This is a genomic window from Streptomyces sp. NPDC001816 (assembly GCF_042892235.1).
In the GTDB taxonomy this organism is placed as follows: Bacteria; Actinomycetota; Actinomycetes; order Streptomycetales; family Streptomycetaceae; genus Streptomyces.
In genome coordinates, this window is record NZ_JBIATY010000003.1 from 201,721 (window position 1) to 215,562 (window position 13,842).

Genomic DNA, 13,842 nt, shown 5'->3' on the forward strand with positions numbered 1-13,842 from the left:
TCAGACTCCGGCCGGCACTGCTTCGCGTGCCCCGACCGTGGACTCGTACAGCTCGCTGAAGTAGTCGCCGATGAGGTCGATGAAGACGGTCAGGTACACCTCGGCCTGCTCGGGAGTGCTGAACTTCTCGACGGCGCGGGAGACCGTGCGGAACATCAGCTCGTCGTGGTCGTGGTCCTCGTCGAAGGCGAGGTGCGCACGGGTGCCGTGCACGTACTCCTTGCCGAACTCCTGCTCGGCCTTCGCGGTGATGACCGGGTTGTAGCGGTCGGAGTACCACTCCACGAACCAGTCCCAGATCGTGGTGGGCGCCGGACCGGACCGGTCGGCCTCCAGCCGCAGGTAGCCCATGAGTTTGGCGGTGGAGGGGAAGACCGGCGTGGCGTCGAGCTCGTCGACGGTCAGTCCGAACTTCCGCAGGTCCTTGGTGAACATGTTCTCGTGCCCGAACTCCTCCGCGAGGTAGCGGGCGAGCTTGGCGGCCAGGTTGTCGTCCTGGGAACCGACCTTGTAGAGGGCGTAGCTGTCGACCTCGTTGTTCAGGCGGATGCGCAGAACCGTTTCGGTGATGTGCCGAACGTAGTAGTCGCGGTCGATCCACTCCCCGCGGTGCAGCTCGCGGAGCTTGGGTACGCGAGCGAACTGCTTCTCCAGGAGTTCCGCGGCCAGCGCTTCGAGACGCGCGCGGTCAAGCTTGGACATGGTGAATTGACAACCCTTCTTCACTGGACTTTCGCCGCGTTTCCGACAGCGTCGTGAGAGGGAGGTCGGGCAGAACACACCCATGGTTCGAAGGTTCGGTGCCTCCCCCGTACTGCAATCACAGGCACAAAAGCCCTTCAGGCGATCTGGTCATCGCTGCGGCTTCGTCTCGAACGTACACAGCCCGCGAGGAGCGAGTCAAGGAACTTCTCGACTCAACGAACAGCGTGAGAAGACCGCCAAGATGGACGGGCCCACTCCACCACCCCACCCGCCAGGGCCACAAAAGTGCAGCTCAGAAGCTTGACGAGAGATGCCGGTGCAGCCCTATGTGAAATGCCCATGAAGTACCGAGCGACCGAGTTGACGGGAGAACTTGACTGCGCGATCGTCGCTGACGTTCAGCTGAGGGCCATGACTGGGCCCGTATCGGGGGAGGAAATGACATGACTAGGACACAGGTCGGACAAGCGATGGCAACGCTCGTCATCGCTGTTCTGACAGCGGCCCTGCCGGCTTCCACGCCGGGTACGACGACCGTCGAGGCCAAGGCGGACGGCCCGGGTCCGTGCTGCAAGATCATCGGACAGGACGTGCTCCCGGGCTGAGCTCCCCACCACGTCCCACAGGGATGAGGCCGGTGTGGGGCGTGGCGGCACGGCAAGTCGGCCTACTGCGCGTGGTCAGTGGCCTGCGTGGCTGTCCCGGGCGCGGGCTGATGCGAGACCGTCGGCCGCGGCACCGGCCGCCGCGGACTTCAGCTCGCGGGGTCCGCCGGCGTCCGGGTCCGGCAGCCGGGTCGGAGGCCTGACCCGGACGCAGTCCGCCATCCGGCGGTATGCCTCCAGGGCCTGGTCCGCGCCGATGTGACGGGCTTGCAGTTCGGCGACCTCACGCCACGCCTGGGCGGCCTCGAGCTGGGCCCCCAGTGACTGGAGTTCCTCGGCGGCCGTCCGGCACTCCTCGATCCCGGCAGCGGTCCGGCCGTCCGACACCATCGCCAGGCCGAGCACCCAGCGAGCCCGGCCCGCCTCGACCGCCTTGCGGGTCTCCAGCCTGCCCATGGCGCGCAGCGCGATGCCGACGGCGTCCGCGGGGCGGCCCGACAGCAGTTCCAGGCGGGCGAGTTCCGTCTCGCATGCGGCCAGGTCACCGGTGTCCGACACCCGCACGAGCACCTCGTACGCCTGGTTCAGCAATGGCCCGGCCTGCTCCAGCTCCGGCGGTTCAGCTCGCAGCAGCAGCCAGGCGTAGGTCAGGCGCAGCCGGGCCAGGCTGTGCTCGGAGTCGTCCTCGGCCATCAGGGCGAGGGCCTTCTCCACCAGCCCCAAGGAGAGTGCGAGATCACCGCGGGCCTCGGCGACCAACGCCGCGTTCCAGTACGCGGAGCCGCGCGCCCGGCGCGAGCCGTTGCGCTCGGCCCGCTCGATCACCCGGGAGACCAGCCGCTGCGCGGTCGCCAGGTCACCGCGGCCCCAGTAGCCGGCGACCAGCGTGGAAGCGAGCCGGATCTCGTCGTCGGTGCCCTCAAGGCCCAGTAGGCGCACCTCCTGCAACGCCTGTTCGCCCAGTTCGATGCTCCGGCCGAAGTCGCCGGCCTCGCTGAGGATCCGACATCGCTGCGTGAGCAGCGGCAGCAGTCCGACCGGCAGCGTCTCACCCCGCCGGGCGGCGTCGATCAGCCGCTCGACCCCGTCCAGCGTCCGGTCGGTCTCGCCCAGTGCCTCGTACGCCCGGGTCAGCGCCCACAGGATCTCCCAGCGCAGTTCCGGGTCGCTCTCCTGAGCCAGGTCGAGCAGCCGGTCCCTGGCCTCGAGGGCGGCGCCGTTGGCGAGCGCCAGCTCGGCGAAGCGCAGTCGGAGTCGGCGTTCGTTGAGCTCGGCGCGGTCCCGGCCGGTCAGCAGGTACTCCACGGTCGTGCCCAGGCGTTCGGCCAGCAGCTCGACCACCGGCGGCTCCGGAGTGCGGCGGTCGGACTCGATCAACGACACATAACTGGCGGAGACCGCGCCTCCGGCCAGATCGCTCTGACTTAGGCCCCGCTCACGCCGCAACGCGCGCAGGCGCTGCCCCAGAGTGCTGACAGACGTGGTCACCGCGGGTCCCCTTCTCCGGCAATGAAGGCGTGTGCCGACACACTAGTGGGTCATGCCTTTGAGTCAAATGGCTCGTACACCAGGCTCGACACAAGATCTCGCTGTAAGTGCCGACTGCGATGTCCGTACTCGACCTCCCCTCCAGTCAGGGCGGCTCCTGGATCACCGGCCCACTCAAGACCGGCCGACCGCAGCAAGCGGCGATTCCCCCGTGAGAGCCTTTCGTTCCCGGCTCGAAGCGGTCACCGAAGACACCCCCATGGGGCAGGCGCCGACGACCAATGGCGGGGCAATGCGCGGCGGCCCCTGGCGTGCAGGCGTGAGCCCTAGCCGATCTGCGGCGCCGGGGAAAGAGCTGGTCCATTCCGTGCACGGAGCCGTCTGGTTCCGGCTCTTACTTCGTCTTTCCTATAACCGCAGGTCAGAGGCACTTTGCCGTTCTGGCTCCGCGTCGGCCTTCCTGATTTTTCCGGGTCCTTCCGTCCCCTGCGTGTCCCCTGACGGTCCGCAGAGCCCTCCCGTGAGGGGAACTGGGGACGTCGAGCTGCATCAGCCCAGGTCGAGTAATGGGGTGGCCCCTTTTCACCACCCTCCGGCAGCGGAATTGCCTTCCGACGGGGAGAGCCGGCCCCTGTCCCGGTCGTTCTCCCATCGCCGATGAGGCCTCTGCCGGAGCCCTTTCACAGCCCGTGCCGGTCAAGGATGCTCATCAGCTTCCGCCTGCGCTTCAGTTCCATCCGCAGGTCGGCGAGAAACAGGGTGAACGCGTCCTCGGTCCCCAGCGCGCGATGGCAGTCACGGGCAGCCTGGAGCAGCCACGCCAGGTGCTCGTAGGCGCGGTCACCCGTCGGCTCCTTCGACCGCTCGACCAGCCGCAGGTACACGCCGAGCGCCTCGGCCGGGCGCGTCTCGCGCGACAGGTCGGCGAGCTGCGCCCACTGCCGGTCGTCGGCGTGACCGGCGGCCTCCCGCCAGGCGGCGTCCAGGTCGCCGTCGTCGAGCAGCGCGTCGATCAGCACGGGCCCGCCGTACCGGCCGCCGCGCTCACGACGGGCGTCCTCCTCCAAGGTGGCCAGCGCCGCCGCGCGCTCGGCCTCCCAGCAGTCCGCAGCCCGGGCGGCGGAGCGCAGCTGCCGGTAGGCGGCCAGGGACCGCTCGAGACGGAACCGGTTTCGGCGCACCGCGACCGCGTCGGCAGCCCGCCCCGTCTGCGCGTACCGCACGCACACGTAGTCGACCAGGCGGCCATCGATGTATGTCTCGGCAGCGCACTCTCGCAGTCCGCGCTCCGCCCAGGCGAGCGCCTCGTCCACACGTCCCGCCGATTCCAGCTCCTCGGCGATACGCAGATGAGTGGCACCGGACGGGTCGAGGTCCTGCGCATGCAGGGCGACCAGCGCGTCGACGTCGCCCTCTGCTTTGACCAGGCGTTCCATCAGGTACCGCGCCGCCCAGCCGGACGGCCCGCGCCTGAGCGCCTCGGCCGTCAGCTGCCGCATGCGGGCCAGTCCGCTCGGCCCCAGCACGTCGGCATAGTCGAGCGGATCCAGGTCGGTCACGTCGTTGCTGTCGTCGAGCACCGTGCCAACCAGCCACTCGGCCAGCCGATCCGGATCGGGGCGGGCGACCCCGCAGGCCTCCACATGGGCCTCGGCCACCGCGGCGGCGGCCTCCCAGACCACACCATCGGAGTCGTCGATCTCCCCGTACGCCTCCCCCAACACCCGGATCGCCTCCTCGGCCAGACCGACCGCCTGTGCCGCCTGCCCGTCGGCGGCCAAGGCACGCAGGGCGCTCGCCGCCTCGGCGACTTGCCGCGCATACCCGGAGGCATCCGCGTACTCGATGTACCCGTACCGGGCGAACGGCCGTGGATCGATCAGGGCGATGATCCGATCCCGGACCGTACCGAGGTCGGAACGAGCAGCAGCGGCCCGCAGCTCCAAGCGCCGACGCAGCTCCCGGTCCTCGGCAACCTGCTCCCGCACCAGCGCCAGGAGTTCGTCACGTGACAGCGCCGAAAGCCACGCCTCCAAGGCGGAAGACCGCGCCTGTGCGGCGGCTTGCTGATGCGGGATCGCCTTCGCCCGCCGCAGCACGGTCAGCCCGACCGCCACACAATGCTTGCAGAAGTTGGCCTCCCGTCCGTACGGGCAGCCGCACCATCCCGAGATCCCCTCCTCGCCGCCGAGGGTGAGCTCCACCTCGTAGACATCCGTACCGTGTACCACAGCGGTGACCGAGCCCTCCCCAACCTCCAGACCGCTCACCGCGTCCAGATACCCCAGCCCCCGCTCGAAGGACCGAGCTCCGGCCAGCGCCCTCAGATCGTCCTCGTCGAATCCCACCACTTTCCGTGCCACACCGGTATTCAACCGCGGAAGGCGCGGTACCGACCGAGCTGAACGACGAGTGGGTGGAGGCCCCCGCTACATGGGACTTGACCTTGCCGGCCAAGGCCCGCCTCTACCCGATCGGGACAGAAAACGGCGAGACAGGCCGCCCTGCCCACCGAACCCACTGCATGGCCGCAAACGAGACCACTGAGTGGCTTCGATACACCACTCCAGCGGACGCGCCGGGATCTGTGGACACGATCAAGACTCGTACTATATCTTGTACAAGTCGAGAAAGGGGGCAGCAACCATGTCCATCACCGCCAGCGAGGCGCGTCAGAACCTGTTCCCGCTGATCGAGCAGGTCAACGAGGATCACGCTCCGGTTCACATCACTTCCCGCAAGGGCAACGCCGTGCTCATGTCCGAAGAGGACTTCAGCTCTTGGACCGAGACAGTGCACCTCCTGCGCTCCCCCAAGAACGCCCGCCGCCTGCTCGACTCCATCGCCGAGGCAGAGGCCGGCAAGGCCCAGAATCGCGCGCTGATCGACCCCGACGCGGAGCGTGCGTGAAGATCTCGTTCACGTCCCACGCCTGGGAGGACTACACCTACTGGGCCGAGAGCGACCGCAAGATGGTCAAGCGCATCAACAAGCTGATCGACGACACCACGCGCGATCCCTTCAAGGGCATCGGCAAGCCGGAGCCCCTGAAGGGTGACCTGTCGGGCTACTGGTCTCGGAGAATCGACGACACGCACCGACTCGTGTACAAGCCGACCGACGATGAGTTGATCATCGTCCAGGCTCGATACCACTACTGACTCGGTCCGAAGAACCATCACCGGCCCAAAATGTGGCGACGCCGCCGACGGAGAGCACCCAACTGCTCGTCCCGTTCGTAGCGGTGGGCCGAGCCGGCAGCGGAGTGCGGGCGCTCCAGCACGAACACGCCGACCGCCGATGTGCCCGCCCCGGAACTGTGGCGCCCCGGCGCACGGAAGAGGCAGCCCAGAGCCGAGGCCTCGCTCGACGCCTTCCACCCACGGCGCCAATCAGGCGATACAACCAATTCCGGCCATGACTCGCATGTCGCCTGACCGTGTCCCCTGCGTGTCCCCTGGATCTTGACCTGAGGGAGTGAACGGCGGTCGCCACGCTGGCGTGGCGACCCTCGCCCTTACATCTCCGCAGGTAGAAACGCTTCTGCGCGTGTAGCGCCTGGTGGGGCGGGTGGGACTCGAACCCACGGCCGACGGATTATGAGTCCGCTGCTCTAACCGGCTGAGCTACCGCCCCATAGCGGCGTGTCGCGTACATGTGTGCGCGCCGTCTGCCGCAGCATAGCCGCTCATACGATCTCCTGCTTCGGATGGTCGGCTTCTGCGCTGCTTCCTGACCTTGAGGACTTCGGCGCGCGCGCCGTGGTTCCCGCGGACATGAAAAAGGACCCCGAAGGGTCCTCGTTCAGCGTGCTCCCCCGACTGGACTCGAACCAGTAACCTGCCGGTTAACAGCCGGCTGCTCTGCCAATTGAGCTACGGAGGACCGAAGCTCCCCCGACTGGACTCGAACCAGTAACCTGCCGGTTAACAGCCGGCTGCTCTGCCAATTGAGCTACGGAGGATCGCCTCGTTGCATCGAACGTACCTACCTGGGTGTTCGCCAGGCGGCGGGCGCTCGCTGCGACACATACATTAGCGCAAGCAGGGGGGTGCTCCGCCAATCGGTTCCCCCCGGTCCCGACGCCGCACCACACACCTACCCCAGGGAAGGGTGACAGCCATGCGCTACCGGCTCACGTTCGTCGCCGGAATGGCCCTCGGTTACGTACTCGGCACGAGGGCTGGACGCGAGCGCTACGAGCAGCTGAAGAAGTCCGCTCGTCAGATCGCGCAGAACCCCGCCGTACGCAACACCGCGGAGACCGCCGCCCAGCAGGGCCGCGTGTACGCGGGCAAGGCCTTCCACACGGTCACCCACAAGGTCGGCGACCACGTCCCCGACTCGGTGACCCAACGCGTCCGCTCCCTGCGCGAACGCAACACCAACGGCTTCCCGGAGGACGACTGGGGCACGAGCAACACGTAGCTGAACCTATCGGCGCCGAACACGACAACTCCCACGGCGCCCACGGCCAAAGCAAGCGCAGCGATACGGCAGAATTTTGGACATGGGGATAGTCGCCGGGTTGGACAGCTCGCCCGATTTCACGCGCATCGTCGTCTGCGACGCGGACACGGGCGCCGTACTGAGGCAGGGGTACGCCCCGCATCCGGTGGAAGCACCGGAAGGCGCGGGCGGGCGGCCCAGCGACGTGGATCCGCAGGCCTGGCTGCTGTCCCTGGGCGAGGCCGCGGGGGGCGGCCTGCTGGAGGGCGTGCAGGCCATCGGGGTCTCCTCGCAGCAGAACGCGCTGGTCCCGCTGGACGCGCAGGGCAACACGGTGCGTCCGGCGCTGGTCGGCGGCGACAAGCGGGCGCAGGTCGCGGCGGCCGATCTCATCGACGCGCTCGGCGGCCGGGAGGCCTGGGCGCAGGCGGTCGGCTGTGTGCCGCAGGCCGCGCAGCCGGTGACCAAGCTGCGCTGGCTCGCGAAGAACGAACCCGAGAACGCGCACCGGATCGCCGCTCTGCTGCAGGCTCATGACTGGCTGGTGTGGCAGCTGCTGGGGCGGCCCGTGCGCCGGACCACCGACCGCGGCGGAGCCTCCGGCACCGGGTACTGGTCCGCCGCCACCGGCGGCTACCGGCCCGACCTGGTCGAGCTGGCGCTCGGCCACCAGGCGATGCTGCCCGAGGTGATCGGCCCGGCGGACGCGGCCGGTACGACCCCGGAGGGGCTGCTGATCTCGGCCGGCACCGGGGAGACCATGGCCGCCGCGTTCGGGCTCGGGATCGGGCTCGGGGACGCGGTCGTGTCGCTCGGGGCTTCCGGGTCCGTGATGGCCGTGCACCCGGAGGCGCTCGCCGACCAGGCCGGGATGATCACGTCCCTCGCCGACGCCACCGGCATGCACCTGCCGGTCGTCACCACCCTGAACGCCGTACGCACCCTGCGCGGCACCGCCGAACTCCTCGGTCTGCCGGACCTGGAGAGCCTGTCCGAGCTGGCGATGAAGTCGACTCCGGGGTCGCACGGGCTGGTGCTCCTGCCGTACCTGGAGGGTGAGCGGACGCCGAGTCTGCCGCACACCGCCGGCACCATCGCCGGGCTGCGGCGCGAGTCGATGAAGCCCGAGCATCTGGCGCGGGCCTCGTTCGAGGGCATGCTGTGCGGGCTGGCCGACGCGCTGGACGTGCTGCGCGGGCGGGGTGTGGAGGTGCGGCGGATCTTCCTGCTGGGCCAGGCCGCCGAGCTGCCCGCCGTGCAGGCCGCGGCGCCCTCGCTGTTCGGCGTGCAGGTCGTCGTACCGCAGCCCGCGGACTACGCGGCGATCGGAGCGGCCCGGCAGGCCGCGTGGGCGCTCGGTGTGTCGCAGGGTGCACTCGACCCGCGCACCCCGCCGGTCTGGCCGGGGCCGGCCGCACAGATCCTGGAGCCGGGCGACCAACTGGCTGTGGGTCAGGCCGTGCGGCAGCAGTTCGTGTCGGTGCGGGAGCAGACCCACCCCGGGGCATTTCGCCCATAGCGCCAAAAACCCACAGGGTCGTACGGGCACCGCCGTTGGGTTAATCGGTTGAGGTAACGCGGGTGGAGTGTTCGACGATAGGGGCCAGGGGCAACCGACCAGCTCCTACCGCCGACTCCGAGAGACGTAGCGTGCTCATACGACTTCTGCGGACCTACCTCAGGCCCTACAAGAAACCCATAGCTCTCCTGGTGCTGCTGCAGTTCCTGCAGACCTGCGCCACCCTCTACCTGCCCACGCTCAACGCGCACATCATCGACAACGGTGTCGTGAAGGGTGACACGGGCTACATCCTGTCCTTCGGCGCCCTGATGATCGGCATCTCGCTGGCCCAGGTCGTCTGCAACATCGGTGCCGTGTACTACGGCGCTCGCACCGCCTCCGCGCTCGGCCGGGACGTGCGCGGTGCCGTGTTCGACCGGGTGCAGTCCTTCTCCTCCCGTGAGGTGGGTCACTTCGGGGCACCCTCGCTCATCACCCGTACGACCAACGACGTCCAGCAGGTCCAGATGCTGGCCCTGATGACGTTCACGCTGATGGTGTCGGCGCCCATCATGTGTGTCGGCGGGATCGTGCTGGCGCTCGGCCTGGACGTGCCGCTGTCCGCGGTGCTCATCGCCGTCGTGCCCGTGCTCGGCATCTCCGTGACGCTGATCGTGCGCCGGCTGCGGCCGCTGTTCCGGGCCATGCAGGTCCGCCTGGACACGGTGAACCGGGTGCTGCGCGAGCAGATCACCGGCAACCGGGTGATCCGCGCCTTCGTCCGGGACGAGTACGAGCAGGGCCGGTTCGGGAAGGCGAACGGCGACCTGACCGAGATGCAGCTGGCCACCGGCCGGATGCTCGCGCTGATGTTCCCGATCGTCATGACGGTGGTGAACCTGTCGTCGATCGCGGTGGTGTGGTTCGGCGCGCACCGCATCGACAGCGGCGGGATGCAGATCGGCGACCTGACCGCGTTCCTCGCCTATCTCATGCAGATCGTCATGTCCGTGATGATGGCCACCTTCATGTTCATGATGGTGCCGCGCGCGGAGGTGTGCGCCGAGCGCATCCAGGAGGTCCTGGACACCGACTCGAGCGTGGTGCCGCCGGATTCCCCGGTCGTCGAGCTGCGCCGGCACGGGCATCTGGAGATCCGGGGCGCGGGCTTCCGCTATCCGGGTGCCGAGGAGCCGGTGCTGAAGTCCATCGACCTGGTCGCCAGGCCGGGTGAGACGACCGCCGTGATCGGCTCGACCGGCAGCGGCAAGTCGACGCTGCTCGGTCTGGTCCCGCGGCTGTTCGACGCCACCGAGGGCGAGGTCCTGGTGGACGGTGTCGACGTCCAGCAGGTCGAGCAGGCGCTGCTCGCGAAGACCGTCGGGCTCGTGCCGCAGAAGCCGTACCTGTTCGCGGGGACGGTCGCGACCAACCTGCGCTACGGCAACCCGGACGCCACCGACGAGGAACTGTGGCACGCGCTGGAGGTGGCGCAGGCCAAGGACTTCGTGACAAAGCTGGAGGGCGGCCTGAACGCGCCGATCGCGCAGGGCGGCACGAACGTGTCGGGCGGTCAGCGCCAGCGCCTCGCCATCGCCCGCACCCTCGTCCAGCGCCCGGAGATCTACCTCTTCGACGACTCCTTCTCCGCGCTCGACTACAAGACAGACGCTCTGCTGCGCTCGGCGCTCGCCCAGGAGACCGCCGAGGCGACCGTCGTCATCGTCGCCCAGCGCGTGGCGACCATCCGGGACGCGGACCGGATCGTCGTGCTGGACGAGGGCCTGGTGGTCGGCACCGGCCGGCACCACGAGCTGATGGCGGGCAACGAGACGTACCGGGAGATCGTGCTCTCCCAGCTCACGGAAGCGGAGGCTGCCTGATGGCCGGGCCCATGGGACGCATGATGGCCGGGGGCGGCCCCGACCAGCGCTCGATGGACTTCAAGGGGTCGGGCAAACGGCTCGTCGCCCGGTTCAGGCCCGAACGGGTCACCATCTACGCCCTGATCCTGTGCGTGGTCGTCAGCGTCGCCCTGAACGTGATCGGCCCGAAGATCCTCGGCAGGGCCACCGACCTGGTGTTCGCCGGCATCATCGGCCGGCAGATGCCGGCCGGGGCCACCAAGGAGCAGGTGCTCCGGTCGATGCGCGAGCGGGGCCAGGGCTCCATCGCCGACATGCTGAAGAGCACCGACTTCACCCCCGGCAAGGGCATCGACTTCGATGCCGTCGGGAACGTCCTGCTGCTCGCGCTCGGCACCTTCCTGGTCGCCGGTCTGCTGATGGCGGTCGCCACCCGGCTGGTCAACCGGGCCGTGAACCGCACGATGTACCGGATGCGCGAGGACGTGCAGACGAAGCTGTCCCGGCTGCCGCTGTCGTACTTCGACAAGCGCCAGCGCGGCGAGGTGCTGTCGCGGGCCACCAACGACATCGACAACATCGGGCAGACGCTGCAGCAGTCGATGGGCCAGCTGATCAACTCGGTGCTGACCATCATCGGCGTGCTCGCGATGATGTTCTACGTCTCCTGGATCCTGGCGCTGGTCGCGCTGGTGACGGTGCCGCTGTCGTTCGTGGTCGCCACCCGGGTCGGCAAGCGGTCGCAGCCGCACTTCGTGCAGCAGTGGCGCTCCACCGGCAAGCTGAACGCGCACGTCGAGGAGATGTACACCGGGCACACCTTGGTGAAGGTGTTCGGGCGGCAGCAGGAGTCGGCGAAGCAGTTCGCCGAGCAGAACGAGGCGCTGTACGAGGCCGGGTTCAAGGCGCAGTTCAACAGCGGTGTGATGCAGCCGCTGATGATGTTCGTGTCGAACCTGAACTATGTGCTGGTGGCGGTCGTCGGTGGCCTCAGGGTCGCGTCGGGCGCGCTGTCCATCGGTGACGTGCAGGCCTTCATCCAGTACTCGCGGCAGTTCTCGATGCCGCTGACGCAGGTCGCGTCGATGGCGAACCTGGTGCAGTCGGGTGTCGCCTCGGCCGAGCGGATCTTCGAACTCCTGGACGCGGAGGAGCAGGAGGCGGATCCGGTGCCGGGCGAGCGGCCGGCGCAGCTGCGCGGGCGGGTGGCGCTGGAGGGCGTGTCCTTCCGGTACGACCCGGAGAAGCCGCTGATCGAGGACCTGTCGCTGACGGTGGAGCCCGGGCAGACGGTGGCGATCGTCGGCCCGACCGGTGCCGGCAAGACCACGCTGGTCAACCTGCTGATGCGGTTCTACGACGTCTCGGGCGGCCGGATCACCCTGGACGGCGTGGACATCCGGAAGATGTCCCGGGACGAACTGCGGTCCGGGATCGGCATGGTGCTGCAGGACACCTGGCTGTTCGGCGGGTCCATCGCGGACAACATCGCCTACGGCGCCTCGCGCGAAGTCACCCCGGGCGAGATCGAGGAGGCGGCGCGGGCGGCCCACGCGGACCGGTTCATCCGTACCCTGCCCGAGGGGTACGACACCGTGATCGACGACGAGGGCACGGGGGTCAGCGCCGGTGAGAAGCAGCTCATCACCATCGCGCGGGCGTTCCTGTCCGACCCGACGATCCTGGTGCTGGACGAGGCGACCAGCTCCGTCGACACCCGCACCGAGGTGCTGATCCAGAAGGCGATGGCCAAACTCGCCGACGGGCGGACCTCGTTCGTCATCGCGCACCGGCTCTCCACCATCCGGGACGCCGACACGATCCTGGTGATGGAGAACGGCTCGATCGTCGAACAGGGCGCCCACGCGGAGCTGTTGTCCGCCGACGGGGCTTATGCGCGGTTGTACAAGGCACAGTTCGCGCAGGCGGTGGCCGAGGTCGACTGATTCCCGGGGGTCGCTCACGTCAGGTGGGCGGCCCCCTCAGTCCAGGTATCCCCGCAACTGGTCCGCGAAGGCATGATCCCGGAGCTTGTTCAGCGTCTTCGACTCGATCTGCCGTATCCGTTCCCGGGTCACGCCGAACAGGCGCCCTATCTCCTCCAGGGTGCGCGGACGGCCGTCGGCCAGGCCGTAGCGGAGCTGGACGACCTTGCGTTCCCGCTCGCCGAGGGTGGAGAGCACGGCCTCCAGGTGCTCGCGGAGCAGCAGGAACGCGGCCGACTCGACAGGGCTCGTGGCGTCGCCGTCCTCGATGAGGTCGCCGAGCGCGACGTCGTCCTCCTCGCCGACCGGGGCGTGCAGGGACACCGGCTCCTGGGCCAGGCGCAGCACCTCGCCGATCCGCTCGGGGGGCAGGTCCAGATGCGCGGCGACCTCTTCCGGCGTCGGCTCGTAGCCGCGTTCCTGGAGCATGCGGCGCTGCACCCGGACGACCCGGTTGATCAGCTCCACCACGTGCACGGGGACCCGGATGGTGCGGGCCTGGTCGGCCAGGGCGCGGGACATGGCCTGCCGGATCCACCAGGTGGCGTAGGTGGAGAACTTGTAGCCGCGGGCGTAGTCGAACTTCTCCACGGCCCGGATGAGCCCGAGGTTGCCCTCCTGGACCAGGTCGAGCATGGTCAGGCCGCGGCCGACGTACCGCTTGGCGACGGAGACCACGAGTCGCAGGTTGGCCTCGATGAGGCGGCGCTTGGCCATCCGGCCCATGACGACGAGCCGGTCCAGGTCGAGCGCGAGCTGGCTGTCCAGGTCCGGGGTGCTGCCCAGCTTCTCCTCGGCGAACAGCCCCGCCTCGACCCGGCGGGCGAGTTCGACCTCCTCCGCCGCGGTGAGCAGCGGGATGCGGCCGATCTCGCGCAGGTACTGCCGGAACAGGTCCGAGGAGGGCCCGCCGGTCTCGGCGCGGGCGGCGGGCGGGGCCTCGACGGGCTCGGGGGTCTCCTCCGGCGCTTCGGGCTCGCCGGGCTCGTCGGGGTCCTCCCGCAGCGCCTCGGCAGGCGGCTCCGCCGGCTCGGGGGCGCCGTCCGGGTGGCCGAGGGCGCGGCCCTGCGGGGGCACGGCCACCAGGACGTCGGACTCGGCGTCCGACTCGTCGGCGGTGGCGCTGGTGCTGCTGTCGGTCTGGCTGAGGGTCTGGGTCTGCACGGGGGCGACCTCCAGGATGATCGCTGCTCAAGGTGTGCGGCAGCGGTACTTCGGGAGCGGAGAGTCGACGGCCTGCGCTC

General features: G+C 69.1%; 10 protein-coding genes, 3 tRNA genes and 1 pseudogene. 7 read left to right on the top strand and 7 right to left on the bottom strand.

Annotation, left to right across the window (positions count from 1 at the left end; genetic code table 11):
* Entirely contained in the window at nucleotides 1–702 is a 702-nt protein-coding gene (locus tag ACFYZZ_RS11940; RefSeq protein ID WP_389174200.1) for a hypothetical protein, read from the bottom strand.
* A 446-nt stretch (nucleotides 703–1,148) separates the two neighbouring features.
* Between ACFYZZ_RS11940 and ACFYZZ_RS11945 the strand changes: the two genes are divergently transcribed.
* Nucleotides 1,149–1,310 (top strand): hypothetical protein, encoded by a 162-nt coding sequence (locus ACFYZZ_RS11945; protein WP_389174203.1) that lies wholly within the window; start codon nucleotides 1,149–1,151, stop codon nucleotides 1,308–1,310.
* A gap of 75 nt (nucleotides 1,311–1,385) precedes the next feature.
* On the opposite strand, the gene ACFYZZ_RS11950 is transcribed toward ACFYZZ_RS11945, so the two are convergent.
* Both ACFYZZ_RS11950 and ACFYZZ_RS11955 read right to left on the bottom strand, forming a co-directional pair.
* Nucleotides 1,386–2,798, bottom strand: coding sequence for a helix-turn-helix domain-containing protein (locus tag ACFYZZ_RS11950; protein ID WP_389174206.1), 1,413 nt, complete (start codon nucleotides 2,796–2,798; stop codon nucleotides 1,386–1,388).
* Between the two features lie 680 nt (nucleotides 2,799–3,478).
* Nucleotides 3,479–5,161, bottom strand: coding sequence for an SWIM zinc finger domain-containing protein (locus ACFYZZ_RS11955; RefSeq protein WP_389174209.1), 1,683 nt, complete (start codon nucleotides 5,159–5,161; stop codon nucleotides 3,479–3,481).
* Nucleotides 5,162–5,444: 283 nt separating this feature from the next.
* On the opposite strand from ACFYZZ_RS11955, the gene ACFYZZ_RS11960 reads away from it, so the two are divergent.
* Both ACFYZZ_RS11960 and ACFYZZ_RS11965 read left to right on the top strand, forming a co-directional pair.
* Nucleotides 5,445–5,708: a type II toxin-antitoxin system prevent-host-death family antitoxin gene (locus ACFYZZ_RS11960; protein ID WP_351228691.1), complete on the top strand. Its 264-nt coding sequence runs from the start codon at nucleotides 5,445–5,447 to the stop codon at nucleotides 5,706–5,708.
* Complete coding sequence (locus ACFYZZ_RS11965; RefSeq protein WP_389174211.1) at nucleotides 5,705–5,959, top strand: Txe/YoeB family addiction module toxin; 255 nt, start codon at nucleotides 5,705–5,707, stop codon at nucleotides 5,957–5,959. Before ACFYZZ_RS11960 ends, ACFYZZ_RS11965 begins: the two co-directional genes overlap by 4 nt.
* A 398-nt stretch (nucleotides 5,960–6,357) precedes the next feature.
* On the opposite strand, the gene ACFYZZ_RS11970 is transcribed toward ACFYZZ_RS11965, so the two are convergent.
* The 3 genes from ACFYZZ_RS11970 to ACFYZZ_RS11980 form a co-directional block, all read right to left on the bottom strand.
* Nucleotides 6,358–6,434: transfer RNA gene (locus ACFYZZ_RS11970), tRNA-Ile, on the bottom strand.
* 176 nt (nucleotides 6,435–6,610) lie between these two features.
* A tRNA-Asn gene (locus ACFYZZ_RS11975) sits at nucleotides 6,611–6,683 on the bottom strand.
* Between the two features lie 6 nt (nucleotides 6,684–6,689).
* Nucleotides 6,690–6,762 (bottom strand) — tRNA-Asn (locus ACFYZZ_RS11980).
* A gap of 158 nt (nucleotides 6,763–6,920) precedes the next feature.
* On the opposite strand from ACFYZZ_RS11980, the gene ACFYZZ_RS11985 reads away from it, so the two are divergent.
* From ACFYZZ_RS11985 to ACFYZZ_RS12000, 4 genes are all read left to right on the top strand, one after another.
* Nucleotides 6,921–7,226 carry a YtxH domain-containing protein gene (locus tag ACFYZZ_RS11985; RefSeq protein ID WP_389174213.1) on the top strand — a complete coding sequence of 102 codons (306 nt, stop codon included), beginning with the start codon at nucleotides 6,921–6,923 and terminating at the stop codon, nucleotides 7,224–7,226.
* 82 nt (nucleotides 7,227–7,308) lie between these two features.
* On the top strand, nucleotides 7,309–8,766 hold the full coding sequence (locus ACFYZZ_RS11990) for an FGGY-family carbohydrate kinase (RefSeq protein ID WP_389174215.1): 1,458 nt from the start codon (nucleotides 7,309–7,311) through the stop codon (nucleotides 8,764–8,766).
* Nucleotides 8,767–8,897: 131 nt separating this feature from the next.
* Nucleotides 8,898–10,631 carry an ABC transporter ATP-binding protein gene (locus ACFYZZ_RS11995; RefSeq protein ID WP_389174218.1) on the top strand — a complete coding sequence of 578 codons (1,734 nt, stop codon included), beginning with the start codon at nucleotides 8,898–8,900 and terminating at the stop codon, nucleotides 10,629–10,631.
* Nucleotides 10,631–12,559 (top strand): ABC transporter ATP-binding protein, encoded by a 1,929-nt coding sequence (locus ACFYZZ_RS12000; protein WP_389174220.1) that lies wholly within the window; start codon nucleotides 10,631–10,633, stop codon nucleotides 12,557–12,559. The genes ACFYZZ_RS11995 and ACFYZZ_RS12000 overlap by 1 nt, the downstream gene beginning before the upstream one ends.
* Before the next feature lie 36 nt (nucleotides 12,560–12,595).
* On the opposite strand, the pseudogene ACFYZZ_RS12005 reads toward ACFYZZ_RS12000, so the two are convergent.
* Nucleotides 12,596–13,805 (bottom strand): annotated as a pseudogene (locus tag ACFYZZ_RS12005) (RNA polymerase sigma factor).
* Nucleotides 13,806–13,842 lie beyond the last annotated feature (37 nt).

Bases quoted from the DNA above. Each gene is read 5' to 3' on its own strand.
- ACFYZZ_RS11990 (WP_389174215.1), top strand. From the start codon at position 7,309: ATGGGGATAGTCGCCGGGTTGGACAGCTCGCCCGATTTCACGCGCATC.
- ACFYZZ_RS11985 (WP_389174213.1), top strand. From the start codon at position 6,921: ATGCGCTACCGGCTCACGTTCGTCGCCGGAATGGCCCTCGGTTACGTA.
- ACFYZZ_RS12000 (WP_389174220.1), top strand. From the start codon at position 10,631: ATGGCCGGGCCCATGGGACGCATGATGGCCGGGGGCGGCCCCGACCAG.
- ACFYZZ_RS11945 (WP_389174203.1), top strand. From the start codon at position 1,149: ATGACTAGGACACAGGTCGGACAAGCGATGGCAACGCTCGTCATCGCT.
- ACFYZZ_RS11940 (WP_389174200.1), bottom strand. From the start codon at position 702: ATGTCCAAGCTTGACCGCGCGCGTCTCGAAGCGCTGGCCGCGGAACTC.
- ACFYZZ_RS11960 (WP_351228691.1), top strand. From the start codon at position 5,445: ATGTCCATCACCGCCAGCGAGGCGCGTCAGAACCTGTTCCCGCTGATC.